The organism is Nostocoides sp., assembly GCF_037045025.1.
GTDB lineage: Bacteria > Actinomycetota > Actinomycetes > Actinomycetales > Dermatophilaceae > Nostocoides_A.
The window spans coordinates 257971-280273 of record NZ_JBAOHM010000018.1 but is presented as its reverse complement, the minus strand read 5'-3'; the positions used below and the strand labels follow the sequence as shown (position 1 = coordinate 280273).

The 22303-nt window shown below is 70.9% G+C and carries 19 protein-coding genes and 7 pseudogenes; 13 read left to right on the top strand and 13 right to left on the bottom strand.

Annotated features, from left to right (window positions below):
• The first annotated feature begins 81 nt into the window (after nucleotides 1–81).
• Complete coding sequence (locus V9G19_RS26550; RefSeq protein ID WP_462288495.1) at nucleotides 82–4983, top strand: Lhr family helicase; 4902 nt, start codon at nucleotides 82–84, stop codon at nucleotides 4981–4983.
• A gap of 110 nt (nucleotides 4984–5093) precedes the next feature.
• Nucleotides 5094–5963 (top strand): DNA-formamidopyrimidine glycosylase family protein, encoded by an 870-nt coding sequence (locus V9G19_RS26545; protein ID WP_462288378.1) that lies wholly within the window; start codon nucleotides 5094–5096, stop codon nucleotides 5961–5963.
• Here V9G19_RS26545 and V9G19_RS26540 read toward each other — a convergent pair.
• The 4 genes from V9G19_RS26540 to rimO all read right to left on the bottom strand — a co-directional run bounded on the left by V9G19_RS26540 (nucleotide 5944) and on the right by rimO (nucleotide 9186).
• A complete protein-coding gene (locus tag V9G19_RS26540; RefSeq protein ID WP_462288377.1) occupies nucleotides 5944–6222 on the bottom strand; it encodes a helix-turn-helix domain-containing protein in 279 nt (92 codons plus the stop codon). The two genes, V9G19_RS26545 and V9G19_RS26540, sit on opposite strands and share 20 nt — an antisense overlap.
• Nucleotides 6223–6388: 166 nt before the next feature.
• Complete coding sequence (locus tag V9G19_RS26535; protein WP_462288376.1) at nucleotides 6389–6895, bottom strand: CinA family protein; 507 nt, start codon at nucleotides 6893–6895, stop codon at nucleotides 6389–6391.
• 129 nt (nucleotides 6896–7024) lie between these two features.
• A complete protein-coding gene (gene pgsA, locus V9G19_RS26530; protein ID WP_462288375.1) occupies nucleotides 7025–7714 on the bottom strand; it encodes a CDP-diacylglycerol--glycerol-3-phosphate 3-phosphatidyltransferase in 690 nt (229 codons plus the stop codon).
• Complete coding sequence (rimO, locus tag V9G19_RS26525) at nucleotides 7711–9186, bottom strand: 30S ribosomal protein S12 methylthiotransferase RimO (protein ID WP_462288374.1); 1476 nt, start codon at nucleotides 9184–9186, stop codon at nucleotides 7711–7713. Before rimO ends, pgsA begins: the two co-directional genes overlap by 4 nt.
• A gap of 42 nt (nucleotides 9187–9228) precedes the next feature.
• On the opposite strand from rimO, the gene V9G19_RS26520 reads away from it, so the two are divergent.
• On the top strand, nucleotides 9229–10344 hold the full coding sequence (locus tag V9G19_RS26520; protein WP_462288373.1) for a dipeptidase: 1116 nt from the start codon (nucleotides 9229–9231) through the stop codon (nucleotides 10342–10344).
• A gap of 29 nt (nucleotides 10345–10373) precedes the next feature.
• Here the strand turns inward: V9G19_RS26520 and V9G19_RS26515 are convergent, their stop codons facing one another.
• Nucleotides 10374–10958: an ion channel gene (locus V9G19_RS26515; protein ID WP_462288372.1), complete on the bottom strand. Its 585-nt coding sequence runs from the start codon at nucleotides 10956–10958 to the stop codon at nucleotides 10374–10376.
• Between the two features lie 170 nt (nucleotides 10959–11128).
• Between V9G19_RS26515 and V9G19_RS26510 the strand changes: the two genes are divergently transcribed.
• A complete protein-coding gene (locus tag V9G19_RS26510) occupies nucleotides 11129–12139 on the top strand; it encodes a peroxiredoxin family protein (protein ID WP_462288371.1) in 1011 nt (336 codons plus the stop codon).
• Here V9G19_RS26510 and V9G19_RS26505 read toward each other — a convergent pair.
• Nucleotides 12126–14809, bottom strand: a pseudogene (locus V9G19_RS26505) (DNA translocase FtsK). The gene V9G19_RS26510 and the pseudogene V9G19_RS26505 overlap by 14 nt on opposite strands.
• A 211-nt stretch (nucleotides 14810–15020) precedes the next feature.
• Between V9G19_RS26505 and V9G19_RS26500 the strand changes: the two are divergent.
• On the top strand, nucleotides 15021–15524 hold the full coding sequence (locus V9G19_RS26500) for a hypothetical protein (RefSeq protein WP_462288370.1): 504 nt from the start codon (nucleotides 15021–15023) through the stop codon (nucleotides 15522–15524).
• 32 nt (nucleotides 15525–15556) lie between these two features.
• A complete protein-coding gene (locus V9G19_RS26495; RefSeq protein ID WP_462288369.1) occupies nucleotides 15557–16495 on the top strand; it encodes a TlpA family protein disulfide reductase in 939 nt (312 codons plus the stop codon).
• 85 nt (nucleotides 16496–16580) lie between these two features.
• Here the strand turns inward: V9G19_RS26495 and V9G19_RS26490 are convergent, their stop codons facing one another.
• The 7 genes and pseudogenes from V9G19_RS26490 to V9G19_RS26460 form a co-directional block, all read right to left on the bottom strand.
• Nucleotides 16581–17420 (bottom strand): hypothetical protein, encoded by an 840-nt coding sequence (locus V9G19_RS26490; protein ID WP_462288368.1) that lies wholly within the window; start codon nucleotides 17418–17420, stop codon nucleotides 16581–16583.
• Between the two features lie 145 nt (nucleotides 17421–17565).
• Nucleotides 17566–18522: a ribonuclease J gene (locus V9G19_RS26485; RefSeq protein WP_462288494.1), complete on the bottom strand. Its 957-nt coding sequence runs from the start codon at nucleotides 18520–18522 to the stop codon at nucleotides 17566–17568.
• 399 nt (nucleotides 18523–18921) lie between these two features.
• A pseudogene (locus tag V9G19_RS26480) lies at nucleotides 18922–19014 on the bottom strand (MBL fold metallo-hydrolase); the annotation flags it as partial.
• Nucleotides 19008–19202, bottom strand: coding sequence for a hypothetical protein (locus V9G19_RS26475; protein WP_462288501.1), 195 nt, complete (start codon nucleotides 19200–19202; stop codon nucleotides 19008–19010). The gene V9G19_RS26475 and the pseudogene V9G19_RS26480, both read right to left, overlap by 7 nt.
• 196 nt (nucleotides 19203–19398) lie before the next feature.
• Nucleotides 19399–19680, bottom strand: a pseudogene (locus tag V9G19_RS26470) (dihydrodipicolinate synthase family protein); the annotation flags it as partial.
• A pseudogene (locus tag V9G19_RS26465) lies at nucleotides 19566–19850 on the bottom strand (dihydrodipicolinate synthase family protein); the annotation flags it as partial. The pseudogenes V9G19_RS26465 and V9G19_RS26470, both read right to left, overlap by 115 nt.
• Nucleotides 19851–19881: 31 nt before the next feature.
• Nucleotides 19882–20151 (bottom strand): dihydrodipicolinate synthase family protein, encoded by a 270-nt coding sequence (locus V9G19_RS26460; RefSeq protein ID WP_462288367.1) that lies wholly within the window; start codon nucleotides 20149–20151, stop codon nucleotides 19882–19884.
• A gap of 99 nt (nucleotides 20152–20250) precedes the next feature.
• On the opposite strand from V9G19_RS26460, the gene V9G19_RS26455 reads away from it, so the two are divergent.
• From V9G19_RS26455 to V9G19_RS26425, 7 genes and pseudogenes are all read left to right on the top strand, one after another.
• On the top strand, nucleotides 20251–20388 hold the full coding sequence (locus V9G19_RS26455; RefSeq protein ID WP_462288366.1) for a thymidylate synthase: 138 nt from the start codon (nucleotides 20251–20253) through the stop codon (nucleotides 20386–20388).
• A gap of 57 nt (nucleotides 20389–20445) precedes the next feature.
• A pseudogene (locus V9G19_RS26450) lies at nucleotides 20446–20568 on the top strand (thymidylate synthase); the annotation flags it as partial.
• A pseudogene (locus tag V9G19_RS26445) lies at nucleotides 20534–20755 on the top strand (thymidylate synthase); the annotation flags it as partial. The pseudogenes V9G19_RS26450 and V9G19_RS26445, both read left to right, overlap by 35 nt.
• A 40-nt stretch (nucleotides 20756–20795) precedes the next feature.
• Nucleotides 20796–21050, top strand: a complete 255-nt coding sequence (locus V9G19_RS26440; protein ID WP_462288493.1) for a thymidylate synthase — start codon at nucleotides 20796–20798, stop codon at nucleotides 21048–21050.
• Nucleotides 21047–21112 (top strand): annotated as a pseudogene (locus V9G19_RS26435) (hypothetical protein); the annotation flags it as partial. The gene V9G19_RS26440 and the pseudogene V9G19_RS26435, both read left to right, overlap by 4 nt.
• A gap of 64 nt (nucleotides 21113–21176) precedes the next feature.
• Entirely contained in the window at nucleotides 21177–21518 is a 342-nt protein-coding gene (locus V9G19_RS26430) for a dihydrofolate reductase (RefSeq protein ID WP_462288365.1), read from the top strand.
• Nucleotides 21519–21571: 53 nt separating this feature from the next.
• A complete protein-coding gene (locus V9G19_RS26425; RefSeq protein WP_462288364.1) occupies nucleotides 21572–22297 on the top strand; it encodes an enoyl-CoA hydratase-related protein in 726 nt (241 codons plus the stop codon).
• The last annotated feature ends 6 nt before the right edge of the window (nucleotides 22298–22303 follow it).

Genomic DNA, 22303 nt, shown 5'->3' with positions numbered 1-22303 from the left:
ACCAGGGGAAGTATGCGGCACCTGCTGCAGGACGGCGATGCGCGGGGGTTGTCGGCGGCCCGTGGCACGCTGGTCTCGATCATGACAACGGACGTGCTGGACACCTTCTCCCCGGCCACGGCAGCCTGGTTCCGGGGCAGCTTCGCCGCGCCCACGCCGGCCCAAGCCGGGGCGTGGACGGCGATTGGGGCCGGTCGCGACGCCCTCGTGGTCGCGCCCACAGGATCGGGCAAGACGTTGGCGGCCTTCTTGTGGTCGATCGACCGGTTGCTCACCGAGGCGCCGCCCGCCGATCCGCTGCAGCGCTGTCGCGTCCTGTATGTCTCGCCGCTCAAGGCGCTCGCGGTCGATGTCGAGCGCAACCTGCGGGCCCCCCTCGTCGGCATCGGCCACGCCGCCGCGCGCCTCGGACTTGCCCAGCCCGAGATCAACGTCTCGGTGCGCTCGGGCGACACGGCTGCGGCGGAGCGGCGCGGCTTCGCCAAACGGCCGAGCGACATCTTGATCACCACCCCCGAGTCCCTGTTTCTGTTGCTCACCTCGGCGGCACGGGCGGCCCTCACCGGGGTCGAAACGGTGATTCTCGACGAGGTGCACGCGATCGCGGGAACCAAACGCGGCGCGCACCTGGCGGTCAGCCTGGCCCGGCTCGACGCGCTGCTGCCTCGGCCGGCGAGGCGAGTCGGGCTCTCGGCGACGGTCCGCCCGCTGGAGGAAGTGGCCCGCTTCTTGGGCGGCGGGCGCCCGGTGGAGATCGTCGCGCCGCCGGCCGCCAAGGAGTGGGATCTCGAGGTCGTCGTGCCGATCCCCGACATGAGCGGCCTGGGCGAGATCAGTGGCGACCTGACTGGCGCGGCGGCCGCACCGGAGCGGCGCGCCTCGATCTGGCCGCACGTCGAGGAGCGGATCGTCGATCTGGCCGCCCAACAACGCTCGACGCTCATCTTTGCCAACTCCCGCCGCCTCGCCGAGCGCCTCACCGCACGCCTGAACGAGATCTGGGATGAACGTCAGCTGCAGGTGGCGAGCGCCGACACGCTGGTCGACGCCAAGGCGTTGGTTGACAGCGAGACGCTGGTCGACGGCAAGGCGCTGGTCAACGGCGAGGCGCTGGTCGACGGCGAGTCGGTGGTCGACGCCGAGGCGATGGTCGGCGGCGCCGGGCCGGCCACCTCGCCGGTGCTACCCGCGCGGACTCCGGCGCAGGTCATGGCTCAAGCCGGTGGTTCTGCCGGGGCGCCGGCGGTCTTTGCCCGGGCACACCACGGCTCGGTGAGCAAGGAGGCGCGCGCCGAGATTGAGGAGGCGCTCAAGGCCGGAAGGCTGCCCGCGGTGGTCGCCACGAGCAGCCTCGAGCTCGGCATCGACATGGGCGCGGTGGACCTCGTCATCCAGGTCGAGTCGCCGCCCTCGGTGGCCAGTGGGCTGCAACGGGTGGGCCGGGCCGGCCACCAGGTCGGTGCCCGCTCCCGCGGGGTCTTCTTCCCCAAATACCGCGGCGATCTCGTCCAGACCGCCGTCGTCGTCCAGCGGATGGCAGCCGGCGGGATCGAGGCGCTGCGGGTGCCGGCCGCACCCTTGGACGTGCTCGCCCAGCAGGTCGTCGCCATGGCCAGCCTCGATACCGTGGACGTGCCCGAGCTGCTCGCGCTGCTGCAGCGCACGGCTCCGTATGCCGCGCTCAGCCGCACGGTGCTGGACGCCGTCCTCGACATGCTCGCCGGCCGCTATCCCAGCGAGGAGTTTGCCGAGTTGCGGCCGCGCATCGTGTGGGACCGACTGACCGACACGATCACTTCCCGGCGGGGCGCCCAGCACTTGGCGGTCACCAGCGGTGGGACGATCCCCGACCGTGGCCTCTTCGGCGTCTTTCTCGCCGGCGACGGGCCCGGTCGCCGGGTCGGCGAGCTGGACGAGGAGATGGTCTACGAATCGCGCGTCGGCGATGTGTTCACGCTCGGGACCTCCAGCTGGCGAATCGAGCAAATCACCCACGACCAGGTCCTCGTCACCCCGGCACCGGGTGAGCCGGGCAAGCTGCCCTTCTGGAAGGGCGAGACCCCGGGCCGGCCCGCCGAGCTGGGCCGCGCCCTCGGCGCCTATATGCGTGAGCTGGCGGCCGCACCCGCAGCCGAGGCCACTGCGGCGGCGCTGGCCGGCGGCCTCGATCCCTGGGCCGCCGACAACCTGGTCACCTATCTGCGCGAGCAGCAAGAGGCGACCGGACAGGTCCCCTGCGACCGGACGCTGGTGATCGAGCGGTTCCGCGACGAGATCGGCGACTGGCGCGTCGCCGTTCATTCGCCGTTCGGTATGCCCGTGCATGCTCCCTGGGCATTGTGCGTGAGCGCCCGCATGCAGGAGCGGTTCGGGGTCGACGTGCAGGCGATGGCGGCCGACGACGGCATCGTTTTCCGGTTGCCGGATGTCGACTATGACGAAGCCGACACCGGCGCGCTCCTGAGCGGCTTGCTGGTGCTCGATCCCGACGACGTGGAGGACCTCGTCACCGCCCAGCTGCCCGGCTCGGCGCTGTTCGCGGCCCGGTTCCGGGAGTGCGCGGCCCGGGCCTTGCTGCTGCCACGGCGCCGCCCGGGCAAGCGGCAACCGCTGTGGCAGCAGCGACAGCGGGCAGCGCAGCTACTCCAGGTGGCCAGCAACTATCCCGACTTCCCGATCGTGCTCGAAGCGGTCCGCGAGTGCGTCCAGGACGTCTACGACGTCCCCGGGCTGGTGACCCTGATGCGCGAGATCGCGGCGCGGCAGGTCACGGTGGTCGACATCCGCAGCGAGCAGCCGTCCCCCTTCGCCAAGTCGCTGTTGTTCGGCTACGTCGGGCAGTTCCTCTATGAGGGCGATTCCCCTCTGGCCGAACGTCGAGCCGCCGCGCTGGCCCTCGATCCGGCGCTGCTCGCCGAGGTGCTCGGTCGCGGCGAGGGCCTGGCCCTGCGCGACCTGCTCGACCCGGGGGCCATCGCCCGCACGGTGTCCGACCTCCAACGCCTGGCGCCCGAGCGCGCCGCGCGTGACGCCGACGAAATCACCGACCTGCTTCGGGTGTTGGGCCCGCTGACAGCCGAGCAGGTCCGGGAGCGGGTCGTCCCCGAGATCGCCGATCAGCTCGAGACCCTGATCGCCCTGCTTGCCGCCGACCGGCGCGTGATCCTGGTGCGGATTGGCGGCATCGAGCACGCCGCCCTCGCCGAAGACGCCGCCCGGCTGCGGGATGCCCTCGGCGTCGCGCTGCCGCTCGGGCTGCCCGCGGTCTTCCTCGAGCCGGTCGCCGACCCGCTGGCCGACCTGCTTGCCCGGTTCGCGCGCACCCGCGGTCCCTTTGTCGTCGCCGACGCCGCCCGCCACTTCGGGATCGGGCCCGCGGTCGCCGCCGACGGTTTGCGCCGCCTCGTGGCTGTGGGCCGGATCGTTGAGGGGGAGTTCCTTCCCGCCGGCGCGGCGCGGGAGTTCTGCGACGCCGAGGTGCTGCGGCTGCTGCGCCGCCGATCGCTCGCGGCGCTGCGTGCCGAGGTCGATCCGGTCGCCACAGCGGACTACGCCCGCTTCTTGCCGGGATGGCAGGGGGTGGGCGGACGTCAGCGTGGCCCGGAGGGCGTGCTCCGAGTTGTCGAGCAGCTCAGCGGCCTGCTGCTGCCGGCCAGCGCCGTGGAGTCGCTCGTGCTGCCGACCCGGGTGATCAACTATGCCCCGGCGATGCTCGATGAGGTGGCAGCCGCGGGTGACGTCGTCTGGCAGGGTCACGGCGGCTTGCCCGGCGGCGACGGCTGGGTCTCGGTGCACCTGCGCGAGAGTGCCTCGCTCACCCTGCATCCCGCGGGCGCCCTGCCCGAGGGAGAGGTGGCTCAGGCCATCGTGACGATCCTGGATCAGGGCGGGGCGTACTTTGCCCAGGCGCTGGCCGAGCGGATTCCTGCGGCGACGGCGGAGCAGCTGAGCCAGGCGTTGTGGAGCCTGGTGTGGGCGGGGCGGGTCACCGGTGACACATTCGCGCCTGTGCGCGGGCTGCTGCGCTCCGGTGCCGGCGGCGCCCACAAGGCCCGATCCCGTCCAGCCCGGGGTGCCCGTTACGGCCGCCGCGGTTCCCTTGGCGCGTTGAGTCGGGCCTCGCTTGGCCGACCAGCTGGCGGTGCGGCCGGTGGGCTCGGTGCTGCCGGCTCCGGCGGTCTCGATCCGGTCCTCTCGCCCGCCACCGCTGGGCGCTGGTCGGTGCTGCCATCCCTCGATCTCGACCCGACGGCGCGGGCGCTGATGACCGCCGAAGTGTTGCTCGACCGCTATGGCGTCGTCACCCGTGGAGTTGCCGACGCCGAGGACACCCCCGGCGGCTTCCATGCGCTCTACCGGGTCCTCGCTGCAGCGGAGGAGTCCGGGCGGGTGCGGCGAGGCTACTTCGTCGAATCCCTGGGCGCCGCGCAGTTCGCCACCAACGGGGCAATCGACCGGTTGCGCACCGAGGCCGCGGCCCGGCCGGTGATCACCCCCGAAGAGCCGGCCACGACGGGATCGGGCGCGCTCGCGCCCGGCCGGACCACAGCCACCCGGCTCGGGCCGACCCCAGCGTCCGCCGAGCCACGGGCGTCCCCGGCGCGGACCCTGGTCCTCGCCGCCTGCGACCCCGCCAACCCCTATGGAGGCGCAATCCCGTGGCCGAGTCGCCCCGAGCGGGAGGAGGACACCGGCCACCTGCCCGGGCGCAAGGCCGGCGCCCTGGTGGTTCTCGTCGACGGCGAACTCACCTTCTATGTCGAGCGCGGCGGCAAGACGCTGCTGTCGTGGGATCGGGCTCCCGGGGCCCTGCGCGCCGCCGCCGATGCGCTCGCCCTCGCAGTCCGCGACGGTGCGCTCGGCCGACTAACAGTCGAGCGCGCCGACGGGGCCGCGGTTCTCGGCTCCGCGCATCCGGTCGCCGCGGCGCTCGCCGACGCCGGCTTCCGGATGACGCCCCGCGGCTTGCGCCTGCGAGGCTGAATGCGTGCCTCACATGCTGGCCTGCGCGGGCGAGGGCGTGCCTCACATTCTGGCCTGCGCGGGCGAAGGCGTGCCTCACATGCTGGCGGCCAGGCTTGGAGGAGGACGTGGTGCCCGAGGGTGACACCGTATGGCGCACGGCCCACCGCCTCGATCAGGCCCTGGGCGGCAAGCCACTGCTGACGTTGGAATTGCGGTGGGGCGAGTTGGGTGGCCGCGAGCTATTACCGGCCGCAACGCTCTCGGTCGCCAGCCGCGGCAAGCACCTGCTGCACCGGCTCGACACCGGCCTGACCGTGCACAGCCACCTAAAGTTGGAAGGCAGCTGGCGGATCGAGCGAACGGCGACGCTTCCACCGGCACTGCTGCACCATCCCGACCTTCGAGCCCTCGCCCGCTGCGCGACATGGAGCGCGCTGGGGTTACGCCTGGGCCTGCTCGAGATCTGGCCGACCCGCCAGGAGGAGGCTCGCCTCGGCTACCTCGGCCCCGACCTGCTCGGCGAGGACTGGTCCACCGAGCGTGCGGTCTCCCGCCTGCAGGCTGACCGACCCCGCCCGATCGGCGCCGCGCTGCTCGACCAACGCAACCTGGCCGGCATCGGCACATTTTGGGCCAGCGAGGGGCTGCACCTTGCCCGTCTGTCACCGTGGGCCCCAGTCGCGGAGTTCGACCGGGCGACGCTGGAGCACCTGCTGACCTCGATCCGACAGGTGATGCAACAGGCCGCCCAGACGGGCATCCAGAACTCCACCGGTTTCACCGCCCGGGGACGCACGAGCTATGTGCACGGCCGCTCGGGGCGCCCGTGCCGGCGCTGCGGCCAGCCGGTGCGGGTCGCCGCGATCGGGGAGGGGACCCGGCGCCGCACGATGTTCTATTGCCCGGCGTGTCAGGGTGGTCGAGCGCCCACTGACGACGGCCGCCCGCAGCAACCGCTCGGCGCCGCGCGGCCCTCGGCTACGCGGCGGCGGCGTTGACCGCGGCGACGGGCATCTCCAGCGCCTCGGCGAGTGCCACCCGAGTCGAGACGTCGTCAAGCAGCTCGGACAGCGGCATCTCCAGCGCCTGGCACACCGAAGCAAGCAACTCGGAGGAGGCTTCCTTTTCGCCGCGCTCGATCTCGCTGAGATAGCCGAGTGAAACCGAGGCCACGGCGGACACCTGTCGCAGAGTGCGCCCTTGAGACCGGCGCCGCTCGCGCAGTGCCTCGCCCAACTCCCTACGGAGCAAGATCATCGAACGCCTCCTGTCTCAAGACGGTGTCTTCCCAGTTCACGGCTAACGCTACCCCGCCCGGCCGACAACCGACACCGGGGTGTCATCCGGCGTCTATGGTTGCGCTCAACAGCGGCCACGCAGAGATGATTCCCCGGCCCGCCCGATCCGGGCATCGCGCCCGCGATTACCGCGCCAGCGCGTCCCGGAGTATCTCCAGGGCCGCCAGCGTCGCGGCGACTCGGACCTGCGCCCGATCTCCGAGAACGTTCAGCTCACGCACAGCAGGTGCCAGATCACGCACGGTGCCAGCGCGATTCACCGCGACATAGACCAGCCCAACCGGCTTGCCATCGGCCGGCTCGGGGCCGGCGACACCGGTCGTCGCCACGGTGAGCTGCGCGCCGAGCACCCGCGCCGCACCGCCCGCCATCGCCGCAGCCACGTCGGGATCGACCGCACCTCGCTCGGCGAGCAGACCGGCCGGCACCCCGAGCACTGCCGCCTTGACCGCGCTGGCATAGCTGACCACCCCTCCCCGGAAAACGACAGACGCCCCCGGCACGTCGGTGAGCGCCGCTGCCACCAGTCCGCCGGTCAACGACTCCGCGCACCCGAGCGTGATCTCCGCCGCCCGTGCCGCCGCGATCACCGCCGTTGCCAGGTCGTATGCCGCTCGCGCCTCCCCGCTCATCGCTCGCGCCTCCCCGCCACCGCCCGCGCCGCCCCGCTCATCGCTCGCGCCTCCCCGCCACCGCCCGCGCCTCCCCGCTCATCGCTCGCGCTCCCCGCCACCGCCCCGCGGCAACCCCGGCGGGCTCACTCACGTCGTGTCTTCCCGCCGGGTGGCATCACGCGCTCGCTGGGCGGCCTCGCGGGCGCGCCGGGCGGCCTCGGTCGCTCGCCGGGTGCGTTTCAGCTCGGCGCGCGGGCTGGTCTGGCGCAGGGTCAGCGCCTTGATGACGTAGTCGATCCCCGTCACTACGGTGACCAGGACCGCCACCCACAGCACGGCCCACGCCGCGAACCGCCACGCGGACTCGAACGGCATCGTCCACAACGGGGCGGAGAACATGCCCAGCGCGAGCGCCTGCAGGGTCGTCTTGAGCTTGCCGCCGCGCCCGGCTGGCATCACCCCGTGCCTAATCACCACGAAGCGCAGCACGGTGATCCCCCACTCCCGCACCAGGATCAGCGTGGTGATCCACCATGGCATCTCGCCGATCAGCGACAGCCCGACGAGCGCCATACCGGTCAATGCCTTGTCGGCGATGGGATCGGCGACCTTGCCGAAGTTGGTGATCTGGCCATAACGGCGGGCCAGGTCGCCGTCGATCCGGTCGGTCAGGATCGCCGCGACAAAGACTGCCGTTGCCCACCAGCGCTGGGCGGGCACCTGACCGTCGTGCCGCACCAACAGCCATCCGAAAACGGGCACGGCGAGGATTCGAGCGACTGTCAGGGCATTCGGCAGGTTCCAGTTGGACACCGGCCGCAGGGGCGCGGCCGTCATCCGACAACGGCCTCCAAATCCACGCCCGCCGTGCCGATCACGCGGCAGGGAATGATGTCCCCGGGCCCGATCGCCCGACCGGCACCATGTCCGCCGCCCTCGATCCGAGTGATCCCGTCGATCTCAGGCCCCTGGATCGCGGCCCGGCCGAGGATTCCCTCCTCGTCGTCGATCTCTTCGACGAGCACCTCCACCGACTCCCCCGCTCTGCGCGCGGCCCGGGCCGCGGTGAGGTGCTCGGCCAGCTCACCGAACCGCGCGACCCGGTCGGCGATGTCGGCCTCGTCGATCTTCCCGTCCAGTCCGGCACCCTCTGTCCCGTCCTCGTCGCTGTATCCGAAGACCCCGACGACATCCAGCTCCGCGGCGACGAGGAAGTCCTCGAGCGCGTCCAGGTCGGCGGCGCTTTCCCCCGGAAACCCGACGATGACATTGGAGCGGATCGCCGCTTGTGGCGCCAATGCCCGGATGCGCTCGATCAGCGCCTCAAAGTCGTCGCCGCCGCCAAAGCGCCGCATCCGGCGCAGCAGTGGCGCGCTGGCGTGCTGGAAGGAAATGTCGAACCACGGCACGACCTTGGGCGTCGCGAGCATCGCCTCGATCAGGCCGGGGCGGATCTCGGCCGGCTGCAGATAGGAGACCCGGATCCAGTCCAGTTCGTCGATCTGCGCCAACTGGGGCAGCAATCTCTCCAACGCCGTGAGGTCGCCGAGGTCCTTGCCATAGGACGTCGAGTTCTCGCTGACGAGAAACGCCTCACGCACCCCCTGTTCGGCCAGCCACCGCGTCTCGGTGACGATGGCGTCCGCCGGCCGGGAAACAAAGGCCCCCCGGAACATCGGGATCGCGCAGAAGGCGCACCGCCGGTCGCAGCCGCTGGCGATCTTCACCGGCGCCCACGGACGATCATCGAGCCGGGCGCGCACCACCGGCGGCCCGCTCGCCGGCCCCACGCCGCCAACCCCACGTCCGTCCACGCCGCCACCCCCCGCCACCCCGTGCCCGGGCAGCGCCACCGCACCCGCGTGCGCGGGCCTGGCCAGCGGAGCGAGCGGCAGCAGCCGGCGCCGGTCGTTCGGGGTGTGGCTGGCGGGCCGGGCACCGGCGAGGATGGCCTGCAGGTGGCCGGAGAGATCGGCATACGAGTCAAAGCCGAGGACGGCGTCGGCCTCGGGCAGGGCGTTGGCAAGCTCTTGCCCATAGCGCTCGGCGAGGCAGCCGACGGCCACCACGGCCCGGGTGCGGCCGGCGCCCTTGAGTTCGCTCGCCTCGAGAATGGTGTCGATCGAGTCCTTCTTGGCCGACTCGATGAAGCCGCAGGTGTTGACCAGCGCCACGTCGGCCCGTGCCGGATCGGCCACCAACTCCCAGCCTTGCGCCGCCAACCGACCGGCGAGTTCCTCGGAGTCGACCTCGTTGCGAGTGCACCCCAACGTCACCAGAGCGACGCGGCGGGAGGGACTCGCTGCCATGCCGCCACAATAGTTGGGTGCGACTGCCCTAACCTCACCGACATGACGACGCCCACCCGGCCGACCCATCCGGTGATCGACGGGCACAACGACCTGCCCTGGGAACTGCGCGAGATCGCCGGCGGTGACCTCGCGGCATACGACATCGGGCGACCTCAGCAGCGCACGCACACCGACCTCCCGCGGCTGCGCGCGGGCGGGGTCGGCGGACAGTTCTGGTCGGTCTTTGTGCCAGCGGCCCTGCCTGGGGCCGAGGCCGCCCGGGCAACCCTCGAGCAGATCGATTGCGTGCACCGCATGATCACCACGTATGCCGATCGGCTCGCCCTGGCGACCACCGCCGCCGAGGTGCGGTCCGCCTGGGACAGCGGCCGGATCGCGTCGCTGCTCGGCGCCGAGGGCGGGCACAGCATCGACTCCTCGCTGGGTGTGCTGCGCTGTTTCCACCGGCTCGGGGTCCGCTACCTCACGCTGACCCACAACGCCAACGTCGGCTGGGCCGACTCGGCCACCGACGAGCCGGGCGCCGGCGGCCTCAGCGCCTTCGGGAGGGAGGTGGTCGCCGAGATGAACCGGCTCGGGATGCTCGTCGACCTCAGCCATGTCGCGACGAGCACGATGCACGCCGCCCTGGACGTCTCCCGCGCGCCGGTGATCTTCTCCCACTCCAGCGCCCGCGCGGTCACCGACCATCCGCGCAATGTCCCGGACGACGTGCTGGCCCGCCTGGCCAACCAGGGCGGGGTCTGCATGGTCACCTTCGTGCCTGCCTTCGTCTCCCCCGCCGTCGCCGCCTGGGACGCCGTGGCCCGGACGGCCGCGTCGGCCGCCGGGATCGCCCCAGGCGACTACCCGGCGCTGACCCGCTTCGGCCAAGCGTATGCCGAGGAGCACCCGCCGCCGCGGGCCACCCTCGATGACGTGGTTGCCCACATCGAGCACATCCGCACGGTGGCCGGGGTCGGGCACGTCGGCCTGGGCGGCGACTACGACGGAGTGGCCGGGCTCCCGGACGGCCTGGAGGATGTCGCCGGCTACCCGCGCCTGCTCGACGCCCTGGGCGAGCGCGGGTGGTCGGGCGCGGAGCTCGACGCCCTGACCCACGGCAACATCCTGCGAGTCCTCGACGCGGCCGAGCAGTGCGCCGTCGAGCGGTGAGCGTTCCGGCCCTGCTTACCAGCAACGGGTCACAACCGCCGCATCGCGGTCAGCGCCACCAGCCGCGAGATGACCATCGCCACATAGAGGACGCCGCCGAGCTGCTCGACCATGACGACGGATCGGGCGTGCGGCAGCACCGGGGCGACATCGGAGAGCCCGACGCTGGTGAAGCAGGCGACAGACATATAGAGCAGTTCGTGGAAGGTGAGGATCTCATCGGGGCTTTGACTCTGGAAGGAGCCGGGCCAGACCTGCTGGACGAGCAGGTACACATAGGCGAACGCCCACGCGAAGACGGTGAAAGCCGCCCCCACGGCGAACAACTCGTCCTTGGTCACCCAATGGTCGGCAAAGACGTAGGCGATCAGCGCATACCCGACGTAGAAGTAAAAGCCGGCAAGCAGGCCGTCGGCAGAGATGCGCGCCGCCTCGGCGCTGCTGTCGAGCAGCCCCCACACCTCCAGGCACAGCGCCGGCAGCGCGATCAGCCCCGAGATCCACGGCAGTCCAGGGGTGTTGCGGACGGTGGCGATGGCCAGCACAAGCAGGATCAACCCCATCACGGAGAACACCGGGCGGCGCTCGGAGCCGAAGAACGGGATGAGGATCATGGCGAGCACCTGGCCGCCGAGCAAGAACGCGCTGGGGCGGTTGCGCCATACCCGAAGCCAAGTGGGAACGTGGGGCTTATGAGGCGTGATTCCCGGCCACAAGATCGACATGGCGACCAAGAGTAGGCCGCGGCGCGGTTGCCCCGGCGAAGGATTCTTATAATCCTGCGGTGCCCAGCGCTCCCTTCGTCCTGCCCGCGATCATCCTCGCGGGAGTGCTGATCCTCAGCGGGATCGCCAAGCTACGGGCGCCCCGCGAAAGCGCCGACGCCTTCGTGGCCCTGCGCCTGCCACCGGCGCTCGCTCGCCTCGGTGCGCCCCGCCTGCTTCCGTATGCCGAACTCGTGCTCGCCGCGGCCCTCCTCCTCGCGCCGGGCTCGGCATACCTGCCAGCGGCGGTGCTCGCGCTCGCGCTTTTCCTCGCCTATCTGGCAATCATCGCCCGAGCGGTGCGCTTCCCCGAACCGGTGACGTGTGCGTGCTTCGGGCGGCTTGGTCTCGGCACCGTCTCCGGGGTGACGGTGGTGCGCAATGCCGTGTTGGTGGCGGTCGCGGTCCTCGCGCTGGTCGATGCCGCCGTTCACGACCACGGCGTCGGCCAGCGGCTCGCGGAATTCACCGGTGCCCAGTGGACCTGGGTTGCGCTGGCTGGGCTGGCCGCGCTCGTGGCGGGCCTGATCGTGCACCGCCCGGGCACCAAGACCGGATCCGCAGGCCGGGAGGCGCTCGACGGTGATGAGTTGGAATATTTGCGCCAGCCGATCCCCTATGGCCTCGTGGAGCGGCCGGACAAGTCCTCCGTGGCGCTGCGCGCACTGGCCGCCGACCGGGCGCGGTTGCTCGTCTTCCTCAGCCTCGGCTGTGGACCGTGCCTGCGTGTGATCGAGTTCCTGCCCGACTTCGTCGCGGCCAACCCCGAGGTTGGCGTGCATGCGGTGCTGCATTCCGCCACCGCCGTCGAGTCGATACCCGAGTGGATGGACTATCTGCTCGATCCCGACGGCACGCTCGCCGCCACCTTCGCGGTCCCCACCCCGGCAGCCGTACTGCTCGGCGCCGACGGCCTCCTGGCCGGCGGCCCGGTCATCGGCGAGCCCGCGGTGCGCGAGTTCCTGGACGACATCGCCGCCGAACTCAGCGGTGCCCGCGAGGCGACCCCGGAGCTGCTCAGCGGCCGGTGAGTTGCCAGGCGTCCTCGGATTCGTCGCCGTCCGCGTCGCCTTGGCCGAAGCTGTCGTAGTCATCGCCGGCAGTGCTCGCGCCAGACGATGGCGGCGGCTCCTCCCCGCGCATCACCGCCAAGGTGGCGGCGAGGTCATCGGGGCGGATGAGGACCTCCCGAGCCTTGGAGCCCTCGGAGGGGCCGACGATCGCCGCGGGATTCGAGCAGGTCCATCAGCCGGCCGGCCTTGGCGAAGCCGACCCGCAGCTTGCGCTGCAGCATCGACGTCGACCCGAACTGGGTGGTCACGACCAGCTCGGCGGCCTGCAAGCAGCAGGTCGAGGTCGTCGCCGATGTCGTCGTCGACCTGCCGCTTGGCAGTCTCGACGGCGACGTCCTCGCGGTAGCTCGACCGCGCAGCTGGGTTTTGACGTGCGCGACGACCGTGTGGATCTCGGTCTCGGTGACCCAGGCGCCCTGGACACGCATCGGTTTGCTGGCGCCCATCGGCAGGAACAGCGCGTCGCCCTGACCGAGCAGCTTCTCCGCGCCCGGCTGGTCGAGCACGACCCGGCTGTCGGCGAGCGAGGAGGTGGCGAACGCCATCCGGGAGGGGACGTTGGCCTTGATCAGGCCGGTGACGACGTCGACCGAGGGCCGCTGGGTCGCTAGGACGAGGTGGATGCCGGCGGCCCGCGCGAGCTGGGTGATCCGCACGATCGAGTCCTCGACGTCGCGCGGGGCGACCATCATCAGGTCGGCGAGCTCGTCGACGATCACGAGCAGATACGGGATACGGCTCCAGCGTGCGTTCCGAGCCGGTCAGCGCCGTCGTGGCGCCGGAGCGGACCGCCTTGTTGAAGTCGTCGACATGCTTAAACCCAAAGGCCGCCAGGTCGTCATAGCGGGCGTCCATCTCCTTGACCACCCACTGGAGGGCCTCGGCGGCCTTCTTGGGGTTGGTGATGATCGGAGTGATCAGGTGTGGGATCCCGTCGTAGGCCGTCAGCTCCACCCGCTTGGGATCAACGAGCACCATCCGCACCTCGTCGGGCGTGGCCCGCATGAGGATCGAGACGATCATCGAGTTGACGAAGCTCGACTTGCCCGCCCCGGTCGCGCCGGCGACGAGCAGGTGCGGCATCTTGGCGAGGTTCGCCACGACATAGCCGCCCTCGACGTCCTTGCCGACGCCCATCGTCATCGGGTGGGCGGTATTGCGGGCGGCGTTGCTGCGCAGCACGTCTCCCAGAGAGACGATCTCCTTGTCGGCGTTGGGGATTTCGATCCCGATCGCGGATTTACCCGGGATCGGGCTGAGGATACGCACGTCGGCGGAAGCGACGGCATACGCGATGTTCTTGGACATCGAGGTGACTCGCTCGACCTTGACGCCCGGTCCGAGTTCGACCTCGTAACGGGTCACCGTAGGGCCGCGCGTGAAGCCGGTCACCTGCGCATCGATCCCGAACTCGTCCAGGACCATCGTCAGCCGGGCAACCACCTGGTCGTTGGCGGCCGAGCGTGCCTTGGGCCGGGTGCCCTCCTTCAAGACCGCGGGCGTCGGCAGCGTGTAGGCGACGTCACCGGCCAGCGCGAGTTGCTCGGAGCGGCCGATGATCGGTGTCGGCAGCGGGGCCGGAAGGTCGCGATGGCCCGGTTCGACCGGCTCGCCGCGGTGGCCGGCCAGGGCAGGTGCCTGAGGCGTCTCGGCGGGAAGGACCCGCGTGCCGGGGCCGGTTGTGGCATCCGGGGTCGGCGCCGGTTCGGGGACGGCGCTCGCCCCGCGCCGCCGGCGGCGGCCGGCCGGCTCGACAAGCGCCGCTTGGTCGTACGCCGAGTCGCCGCCCAGTTCACCGGGCTCAGGCCGGCCGGCGCGGGGCCCGCCACGGGCGCTCGCAGTGCCCGCGTCCGCGGCGGTCGCCCGGCTTGCGCCGGCCCCGGCGGCACCCGACGGGCCCTGGGTGGCGGCTGGGCCACGGCGGGTGATCCAGTCCTGGACCTGTGCGATGCGTTCGGGGATCTTGTGGATCGGAGTGGCGGACAGCACCAGTAGCGCGAAGAAGCCGGCCAGCAGGAGCACGGCGACCGCGCCGTAGACCCCGATGCCCGCGGTCAACGGGCTGGCGGCCAGGAAGCCGATGATGCCGCCCGAGCCCCGCATTCCCTCGGCCCCTTGCTGCGGCTCGGGGATGCCCTTGGAGATGTGCACCAACCCGCAACTGGCGACGCCCAGGAAGCTGAGGCCGACGGCGAGCCGGGTGGACCCGGCCGGCGTGCCCTGAGCACGCAACAGCCGGATGCCGAGCCCGAGCAGCACGAGCGGAACCGCGAGCCCGGCGAGCCCGACGGTGCCGGCGACGGCCGCGTGGACCACGTTGCCGAGCATTCCGCGCAGTCCCCACCACTCGCGAGCGGCCACGACGACCGCGAGCGCGATGAGCAGCAGGCCGACACCGTCGCGGCGGTGCTCTGGCTCGAGGTCGACACCGCTGACCTTGCGCACGCCCCGCCCTACGATCCGCGCCAGCCCGCTCGCGCCATGGCCGGCCGCGGCCCAGAATCGCGCCAGCGCGGACGTGCTGCGCTGCCGGGGGGGCTTCTTGCGGCCCGCAGCTCTTGCGGGCCGGGCACCGGCACCGGAACTGCCGGTTCCGCTGCGAGTTGTCGCAGGGGGTCGAGTCGCCATACCCACGACTCTAGTTGTCGAGGCCGACCGCCCCACGGACAACACGCGCGGACGAGCGAGGGGGCCGAGCGGGAGTTCTCCTTTCGAGTTCAGCACACCCTGGTAGACGGCTGCCGCGCTTGCTACTGTCGGTAACGCAACGGTAGTCCGTGGGGGCTACCGGTAGGTGGTGGAAGGCAGGACCCGGGAGATGGCAAGAACATGGTCGACCGTGCTGGCGGCTGCGGCGAGCGTCGGCGTGTTGGGTGTGATGGCGCCGGCCGCGTGCGCGGAGGATTCCGTAACCACGGTCACCGTCATCCCGGCACTGGGCGAGTCGCACTTCTGCAAAAGCGTCGACATGACGGCGCTGTCCGGGGAATACACGCTCACCAAAACCGTGACGCCGCTGCCCACGGGCGGCTACCGAGTCACCGGGACGATCACCGTGTCCACGCCGATCCAACTGCTCGGTGCCGACGGCGTGACCTACGTGATGAGCGATCAGGGTCGGGGCAGTTGGTTCGACCTGATCGCGACGAACGGACACCCGACCGGTACGTTCGCGAACAGCCAGCGCTACGAGGCGCCGAACCGGGCGGGCTTCGACAAGGGCGTCCTGAAGACCACGACGACTCTGCGGGCCGACGGCAGCCAAACCAACAGCTACGGCGGGAACTGCGGCCAAGAGCCCACCCTCAACGTCACACGCCTGGCCAAACGCATCGCCCGCTAGCTGCTTGAGCGGGCTCGCTAGGCTGCGGACCCATGACTGAACCGGGTTGGGTCGTGCTGCCGCTCACCTGGGCTGTGGTGCTGACGCTGAGTGCGGCCGCGAAGTTGCGGGCCGTGGGCACGACACAAGAGGCCTTGCGAGCCCTTCCGCTGCCGATGTGGTTGCAGTCGCGGCGCGCTGTGATCGGCCTGCCCCTTGCTGAACTTGCCCTCGTCTTGGCCGTGCTCGTGAGCCGGGGCGCCGGATTCGTGACCGCATCGGTCGTGCTCCTCGCCGTGGCGCTCGCGTATCTCGCCGTGGTCGCGGTCGTCCTGCGCCGGGGTGAGGCGACGTCGTGCGCCTGCTTCGGGGCCCTCAGTGGCGGTGAGGTCACCGGATCGACGCTTGCCCGAAATGTCGTCCTCCTCGTCGGCGCTGCTCTCACGCTCGCCTGGGCCGCGGCAGGGCAATCCGTTGGCGCGACGTTACTGCGCCTGGACGTCGGTGGCTGGATCTGGGTCGCGGCTACCGCTTGGGTGGCGGCTCTCGCCGCGCTGCTCGGACTGCGTCACGTTGTCGAGGGTAGCTATCTTCGGACTCCGATTCCCGACGCAGCCCTCGTCGGGCCGGACGGCCGCGTCAGTTTGCGCCAGTTGGCATCTACCCAAGCTCGCCTGCTGGTCTTCCTCTCGCCCAATTGTGGGCCGTGCATCGAGATCGCTGGCCACCTGCCGCAGTGGACGCAGCAGTTGTGGCCGCTCTCCGTGCACGCCGTGGTATCGAACCCGGCGCTCGCGCCGGAATTCACCTATCTCGAGCCGATCCTGCTGTGGGCTGACGAGAGCGACTCGGCCGCACGGGCGTTCGGGATCACCGGGACGCCGGCAGCCGTCGTGCTCGGGTCTGACGGCTTGGTGGCCGGCGGACCGGTCACCGGGTCAACCGAGGTGGCCGACCTGGTCACGACGATGACCAATCAGGTGCAGGCGTAAACCCATGAGGCCCAGGCGTCGAGGAGGCTGACGGAGCGGGGTTCGCTCGGGGCCTGACGGGGCGGGGTTCGCTCGGGCCGGGGTGTCAACAGAGCTGCGGCTGGGTGTACTGCCCGCCCTGGACGCCGCCTTCGCGAGGCGCGCACAATCCGGTGGTCCCGACGCAGCCGAGGCCGTCCCAGTTGCACGGGTTGGCCACCGTGGTTCCCGAGGGATAACACGTCACGTTGTCGTAGCCGGTGTTGCTGAGCAATACGCTGTACTGGACTGCCGGATAACAGTTCTGGGTCCCACTGCGGGTGAGGTAGTAGTGCGGTGTCCGGCCGGAGGAGTTGATCGACGTCGGGTGTCGCCTGGCCGCGGTGTACGTGAGGGTGCCACTGCCACCACTGGTCACCGGACCGGTGGGCGCGTTCGACGTGGCCGAGACGCTGGCCCCCGGGCGTATCGAGTAGATGTCGGTCCACAGCAGCGCGGCCGCACACCACGTGCCGCCCGGCCCGGCCCCGGTGGTGTAGTTCTGATTGAAGGTGATTGTCGCCGTGAAGCACCCGCCGGTGATGGCGTTTCCCGACGTCTGCGACAGGCTCAGTGTCCACGCCGCGGTGGCCGAGTAGTTCGTCGTGGGCACCTCGTTGGTTCCGCCGGTCCCGGACCCGCCTCCGGACACGCAGATATTCCACGAGAGAACCGTCCCCGCCGGGATGATCCCGGTCGAGCTCTTGACGCCGAGGTACATCGAGTGGGTCTGGTAGTTGATCGTCCCGCCGCCGTAGAACAGCTGACAGATCGACCCCGAGACGACCGGCGGTTGGGAAGCGGCGAACGCCGGCGCCGTCGCGGCAACAGCCACAACCGGGGCCGCCCAGGCGGCCCCCTTGGCGAGTGTCCTGCGCGAAGGCAAGCTTAAGGACTCGGGTGACATCGGCGTTGAACCACAGCTCTCTCCGGCCCGGCGACCGGTTCACAGGATCAGATCCAGGACCGGCACCCGGCCGACCCGCCTCTCCTACTGCCCAGTAGGGTACCGCAGTCCTGCCGTCCATCGGCACGCCGGACCGAACAGGCCGTCAGGCCTCGATCACCGTGGGGATGATCATCGGGCGGCGGCGGATCTTGCCGCCTACCCAGCGCCCGACGGTCCGGCGAATCAGCTGCTGCAGCTCATAGCTATCGCGAGCACCCGATGCGGTGGCCTCGTCGAGGGCCTGCTCGAGTTTCGGGCGGATGTCCTCGAAGATCTCCTCGCCCTCGACAAACCCGCGTGCGGTGATGTCCGGCCCCGCGACGACCTTGCCGCTGACCGAGTCGATCACCACCACGATCGAGATGAAGCCTTCGTCGCGCAGGATCCGCCGGTCACGCAGCAACTCCTCGTCGGCCCCGCCGATCGAGCTGCCGTCCACATAGATGTAGCCGCACGGGACGGCCCCGGAAACCGAGACCCGCCCCTTGACCAGATCGACGGCGACACCGTCCTCGACGACCACGACGTGGGAGCGGGGCACGCCGGTGGCGATCGCCAGCTCGCCATTGGCCACCAGGTGGCGCCACTCCCCGTGCACCGGCATCACATTGCGCGGCCGCACGATGTTGTAGGTGTAGAGCAATTCGCCCGCGGCCGCGTGGCCGGAGACGTGCACCTTGGCGTTGCCCTTGTGGACCACGTTCGCGCCCAGCCGCATCAACCCGTTGATCACCCGGTAGACAGCGTTCTCGTTGCCCGGGATCAACGAGGAGGCGAGCAGGACCGTGTCGCCGGCGCCGACGTCGATCTGGTGGTCGCGGTTGGCCATCCGCGACAGCGCAGCCATCGGCTCGCCCTGCGAGCCGGTGCAGATCAGCACGACCTTGTCGTCGGCGAGGTCGCCGAGCCTCTTGGCGTCGACCAGCACGCCGTCGGGGACGTGCAGATAGCCCAGGTCGGCGGCGATCCCCATGTTGCGCACCATCGAGCGGCCGACCATGGCCACCTTGCGGCCGGCCTTCTCGGCGGCGTCGAAGCACCTGCTGGACGCGGTGGACATGGCGAGGCGAAGCAGGCGACGATGATCCGCCGCTCGGCGTGCCGGAACACCTTGTCGATCGCCGAGGAGATCTCCCGCTCCGGGGTGACGAAGCCGGGCACCTCGGCGTTGGTCGAGTCGCTGAGCAGCAGGTCGACGCCCTCCTCGCCGAGCCGGGCGAACGCGCGCAGGTCGGTCAGCCGCCCGTCGAGCGGCAGCTGGTCCATCTTGAAGTCGCCGGTATGCAGCACGGTCCCGCCGGGCGTGCGGATCGCCACCGCGAGCGCGTCGGGGATCGAGTGGTTGACCGCGACGAACTCGCAGTCGAACGACGCCGAGCCGCTCGCGCTGCCCTCTCGGACCGCCAAGCTGTATGGCGTGATCCGGTGTTCCTTGAGCTTGGCCTCGACGAGGGCGAGCGTCAGCTGGCGAGCCGATCACCGGGATGTCGGGCTTGAGCCGCAGCAGGTAGGGCACGCCGCCGATGTGATCCTCGTGGCCGTGGGTCAGCACGATCGCCTGGATGTCGTCCAGCCGGTCCGGTGATCGACGTCGAAGTCCGGCAGGATCAGGTCGATGCCGGGGTGGTGCTCGTCGGGGAAGAGCACGCCGCAGTCGACGACGAGCAGCTGGCCGCCGTGCTCGATGACCGTCATGTTGCGGCCGATCTCGCCCAGCCCACCGAGGGGCAGGACGCGCACGGCACCGTCGGCGCAGCGGAGCGGGCAGGGGCAGGTCGGGGTGTGGATGGATCATGAGATATCGGTTGCCGCCAGCGCGGCGCGCAGCTTCTCCAGGTGCTCGGGTGCGGACTCGACATACGGCAGCCGCACGGTTGACGTGCGCGATGATCCCCAGCTCGCGCATCGCGGCCTTGGCCATGATCGCGCCCTGGCTGGTGTTCATGATCGCCTCGACGAGCTGGATCAGGTCCCGGTGGACCCCGCGAGCGGCGGCGAGGTCGCCGGCATCGACGGCCTGGACCATCGCGGCATACCGCTTGCCGGCGACGTGCCCGACGACGCTGACGACGCCGGTGGCGCCGAGGGCCAGCAGCGGCAGGTTCATCTCGTCGGCCCCGGAGAACCACAGCAGGTCGGTGGCCGCCATGACCTGGGTGGCCGCCCAGAGGTCGCCCTTGGCGTCCTTGACCGCGACGATGTTGGGATGCTCGGCCAAGCGCGATGAGCGTCTCGGTCGGCGAACGGGATGCCGGTCCGGCCCGGGATGTCATAGAGCATGACCGGCAGGTCGGTGCTGTCGGCGACCGCCCGGCAGTGCGCGATCAGGCCGGGCTGGGTGGGCTTGTTGTAGTAGGGCGAAACGAGCAGCAGCCCGCTCGCGCCGGCGCTCCTTGGCCGCGCGCGGTCATCTCCACGACTATGGGCGGTGGAGTTGGACCCGACGCCCGGCGACGACGGCGACCTGGTCGCCGACGGCCGCGGCGACCGTGGCGACCAGGTCGATCGACTCGTCGGCGCTCAGCGTCGGGGACTCGCCCGTGGTGCCGTTGACGACGATGCCGTCGTGGCCGCCGCCGGCCAGGTGCTTGGCCAGCGCGATGGCGCTCTCCTTGTCGAGGGAGCCGTCGGGCAGCATCGGCGAGACCATCGCCGTCAGGACGCGTCCGAAGGGTGAGCTGTGCGGCATGCGTTTCAGGGTAGCCCGCGCGAGCGATTCCACTCGGCAGCGTCCACGGCTCCGGGCGCGCCGCCGGACGTTGCGGGTGCTGGCTGCTACCTTCGCGGCATGCGCCAGTACCTCGACCTGATGACCCGGGTTCTCGCCGAGGGCGAGCGGCGCGAGGACCGCACCGGCACCGGCACGCTCGGGGTCTTCGGCCACCAGATGCGCTTCGACCTGAGCCGCCGGGCTTCCCGGCGTTGACGACCAAGAAGCTGCACCTGCGCTCGATCATCGGCGAGCTGTTGTGGTTCCTGCGCGGTGACACCAACATCGCGCTGGCTGCACGAGCGCGGCATCACGATCTGGGACGAGTGGGCCGACGCCGACGGCGACCTCGGCCCGGTCTATGGCCACCAGTGGCGCAGCTGGCCCACACCCGACGGGCGCAGCGTCGACCAGATCGCCCACGTCATCGACGCGATCCGCCGCGATCCCTATCAGCCGGCGGCACATCGTCTCGGCGTGGAATGTCGCCGACGTCGAGCAGATGGCGCTGCCGCCGTGCCACACGATGTTCCAGTTCCACGTCGCCGGCAGGCGCCTCTCGTGCCAGCTCTATCAGCGCAGCGCCGACGTCTTCCTCGGCGTCCCGTTCAACATCGCCTCGTATGCGCTGCTCACCCACCTCGATCGCGCAGCAGACCGACCTGGAGGTGGGCGACTTCGTTCACGCCCTCGGCGATGCGCACCTCTATCTCAACCATCTCGCCGCAGGCCCGCGAGCAGCTCACCCGCGAACCCATGCCGCTGCCCACCCTGCGGCTGCGCGCCGCGCGAGTCGATCGATGCCTACGAGTTGGACGACATCGCGCTGGTCGGACTACGTGGCGCACCCGAGCATCAAGGCCCCGATCGCCGTATGACCGTGATCAGCCTGATTGCCGCGGTCGCGCGCAACGGCGTCATCGGTCGCGCCGGAAGCATCCCGTGGCGGCTCCCGGGCGAGCAAGCCGACTTCAAGGCCACGACGACTGGGCCACACCCTGGTGATGGGCCGGGCCACCTACGACTCGATCGGGCGGCCGCTTCCCGGCCGTCGCACGATCGTCGTCACCCGCGACCGGGAATGGCGGCGACCCGGCGTGGAGGTCGCGCACAGCCTGCCCGAGGCACTCGCCCTCGCCGGCCCCGCCGACATGGTGTTCATCGCCGGTGGCGCCCAGCTTTACGCCGAGGCACTTCCGTTCGCGCAGCGGATGATCCTCACCGAGGTCGACGCCGAACCGGACGGCGACACCTGGTTCCCGGAGTTCGCCGACACCGACTGGCAGCAGGTCGCCCGCGAGGAGCGGGCGGCATACGAGATCGTCACCTACGAGCGGCGCGGTTAGCCGGCTTTCGACGCCGGGTCTGAGCGCGGCGAGGGCGCAGGTAGTGTGACCGGGTGCCGATCACCAGCGAGTTGGCCGACTCCGTCGCCACTATCACCATCGACCGCACCGAGCGCCGCAACGCGCTCAACCACGCCACCCTCGACCAGCTGGACGCCGCGGTTCGCCGCGGGGTCGGGGACGGCGCCCGGGCGATCATCCTGACCGGCGCGGGCGGGCACTTTTGCGCCGGCGCCGACCTGACCGAGCTGGAGGACATCGCCTTCACGCGGCACCTGGCCGCGGTGCTCGGCCACCTGGCGGCCGCGCCGATCACGGCGGTCGCGGCGATCGAGGGCTCGTGCATGGGGCTGGGTATGCAACTCGCCCTGGCCTGCGACGTCCGCGTCGTCGCCGACTCGGCCCGGTTCGCCGTGCCGGTGGCCAAGCTCGGGCTGATGGTCGATCACTGGACGGTCCGGCGACTGGTCCGGTTCTGGGGTGAGGGCGCCGCGCGCCAGATGATCCTGACCGCCGCCGTCCTGGACGCCGACGACGCCTGGCGGCTCGGGTTCGCCCAGGCCAGGGGGCACCTGGCCACCGCGCGCGAAATCGCGAACTCGGCCGTGCCGCTGGCACCGATCACCCAGGCCGCCGCCAAGGTCGGTTTCGAAGCCGAGGGCAAGGACCAGTTGGCCAGCTTCGACGACCTCTTCCGGGCCGCGTGGGCGAGTGAGGATCTGCGCGAGGGCCGGGCCGCCTTCCGCGCTCGCCGCACCCCGCAGTTCCACGGCCGCTGAGCCGGT

Bases quoted from the DNA above. Each gene is read 5' to 3' on its own strand.
- V9G19_RS26550 (WP_462288495.1), top strand. From the start codon at position 82: ATGACAACGGACGTGCTGGACACCTTCTCCCCGGCCACGGCAGCCTGG.
- V9G19_RS26540 (WP_462288377.1), bottom strand. From the start codon at position 6,222: ATGATCTTGCTCCGTAGGGAGTTGGGCGAGGCACTGCGCGAGCGGCGC.
- V9G19_RS26535 (WP_462288376.1), bottom strand. From the start codon at position 6,895: ATGAGCGGGGAGGCGCGAGCGGCATACGACCTGGCAACGGCGGTGATC.
- pgsA (WP_462288375.1), bottom strand. From the start codon at position 7,714: ATGACGGCCGCGCCCCTGCGGCCGGTGTCCAACTGGAACCTGCCGAAT.
- rimO (WP_462288374.1), bottom strand. From the start codon at position 9,186: ATGGCAGCGAGTCCCTCCCGCCGCGTCGCTCTGGTGACGTTGGGGTGC.
- V9G19_RS26520 (WP_462288373.1), top strand. From the start codon at position 9,229: ATGACGACGCCCACCCGGCCGACCCATCCGGTGATCGACGGGCACAAC.
- V9G19_RS26515 (WP_462288372.1), bottom strand. From the start codon at position 10,958: ATGATCCTCATCCCGTTCTTCGGCTCCGAGCGCCGCCCGGTGTTCTCC.
- V9G19_RS26495 (WP_462288369.1), top strand. From the start codon at position 15,557: ATGACTGAACCGGGTTGGGTCGTGCTGCCGCTCACCTGGGCTGTGGTG.
- V9G19_RS26490 (WP_462288368.1), bottom strand. From the start codon at position 17,420: ATGTCACCCGAGTCCTTAAGCTTGCCTTCGCGCAGGACACTCGCCAAG.
- V9G19_RS26485 (WP_462288494.1), bottom strand. From the start codon at position 18,522: ATGTCCACCGCGTCCAGCAGGTGCTTCGACGCCGCCGAGAAGGCCGGC.
- V9G19_RS26460 (WP_462288367.1), bottom strand. From the start codon at position 20,151: ATGCCGCACAGCTCACCCTTCGGACGCGTCCTGACGGCGATGGTCTCG.
- V9G19_RS26455 (WP_462288366.1), top strand. From the start codon at position 20,251: ATGCGCCAGTACCTCGACCTGATGACCCGGGTTCTCGCCGAGGGCGAG.
- V9G19_RS26440 (WP_462288493.1), top strand. From the start codon at position 20,796: ATGCGCTGCTCACCCACCTCGATCGCGCAGCAGACCGACCTGGAGGTG.
- V9G19_RS26430 (WP_462288365.1), top strand. From the start codon at position 21,177: ATGGGCCGGGCCACCTACGACTCGATCGGGCGGCCGCTTCCCGGCCGT.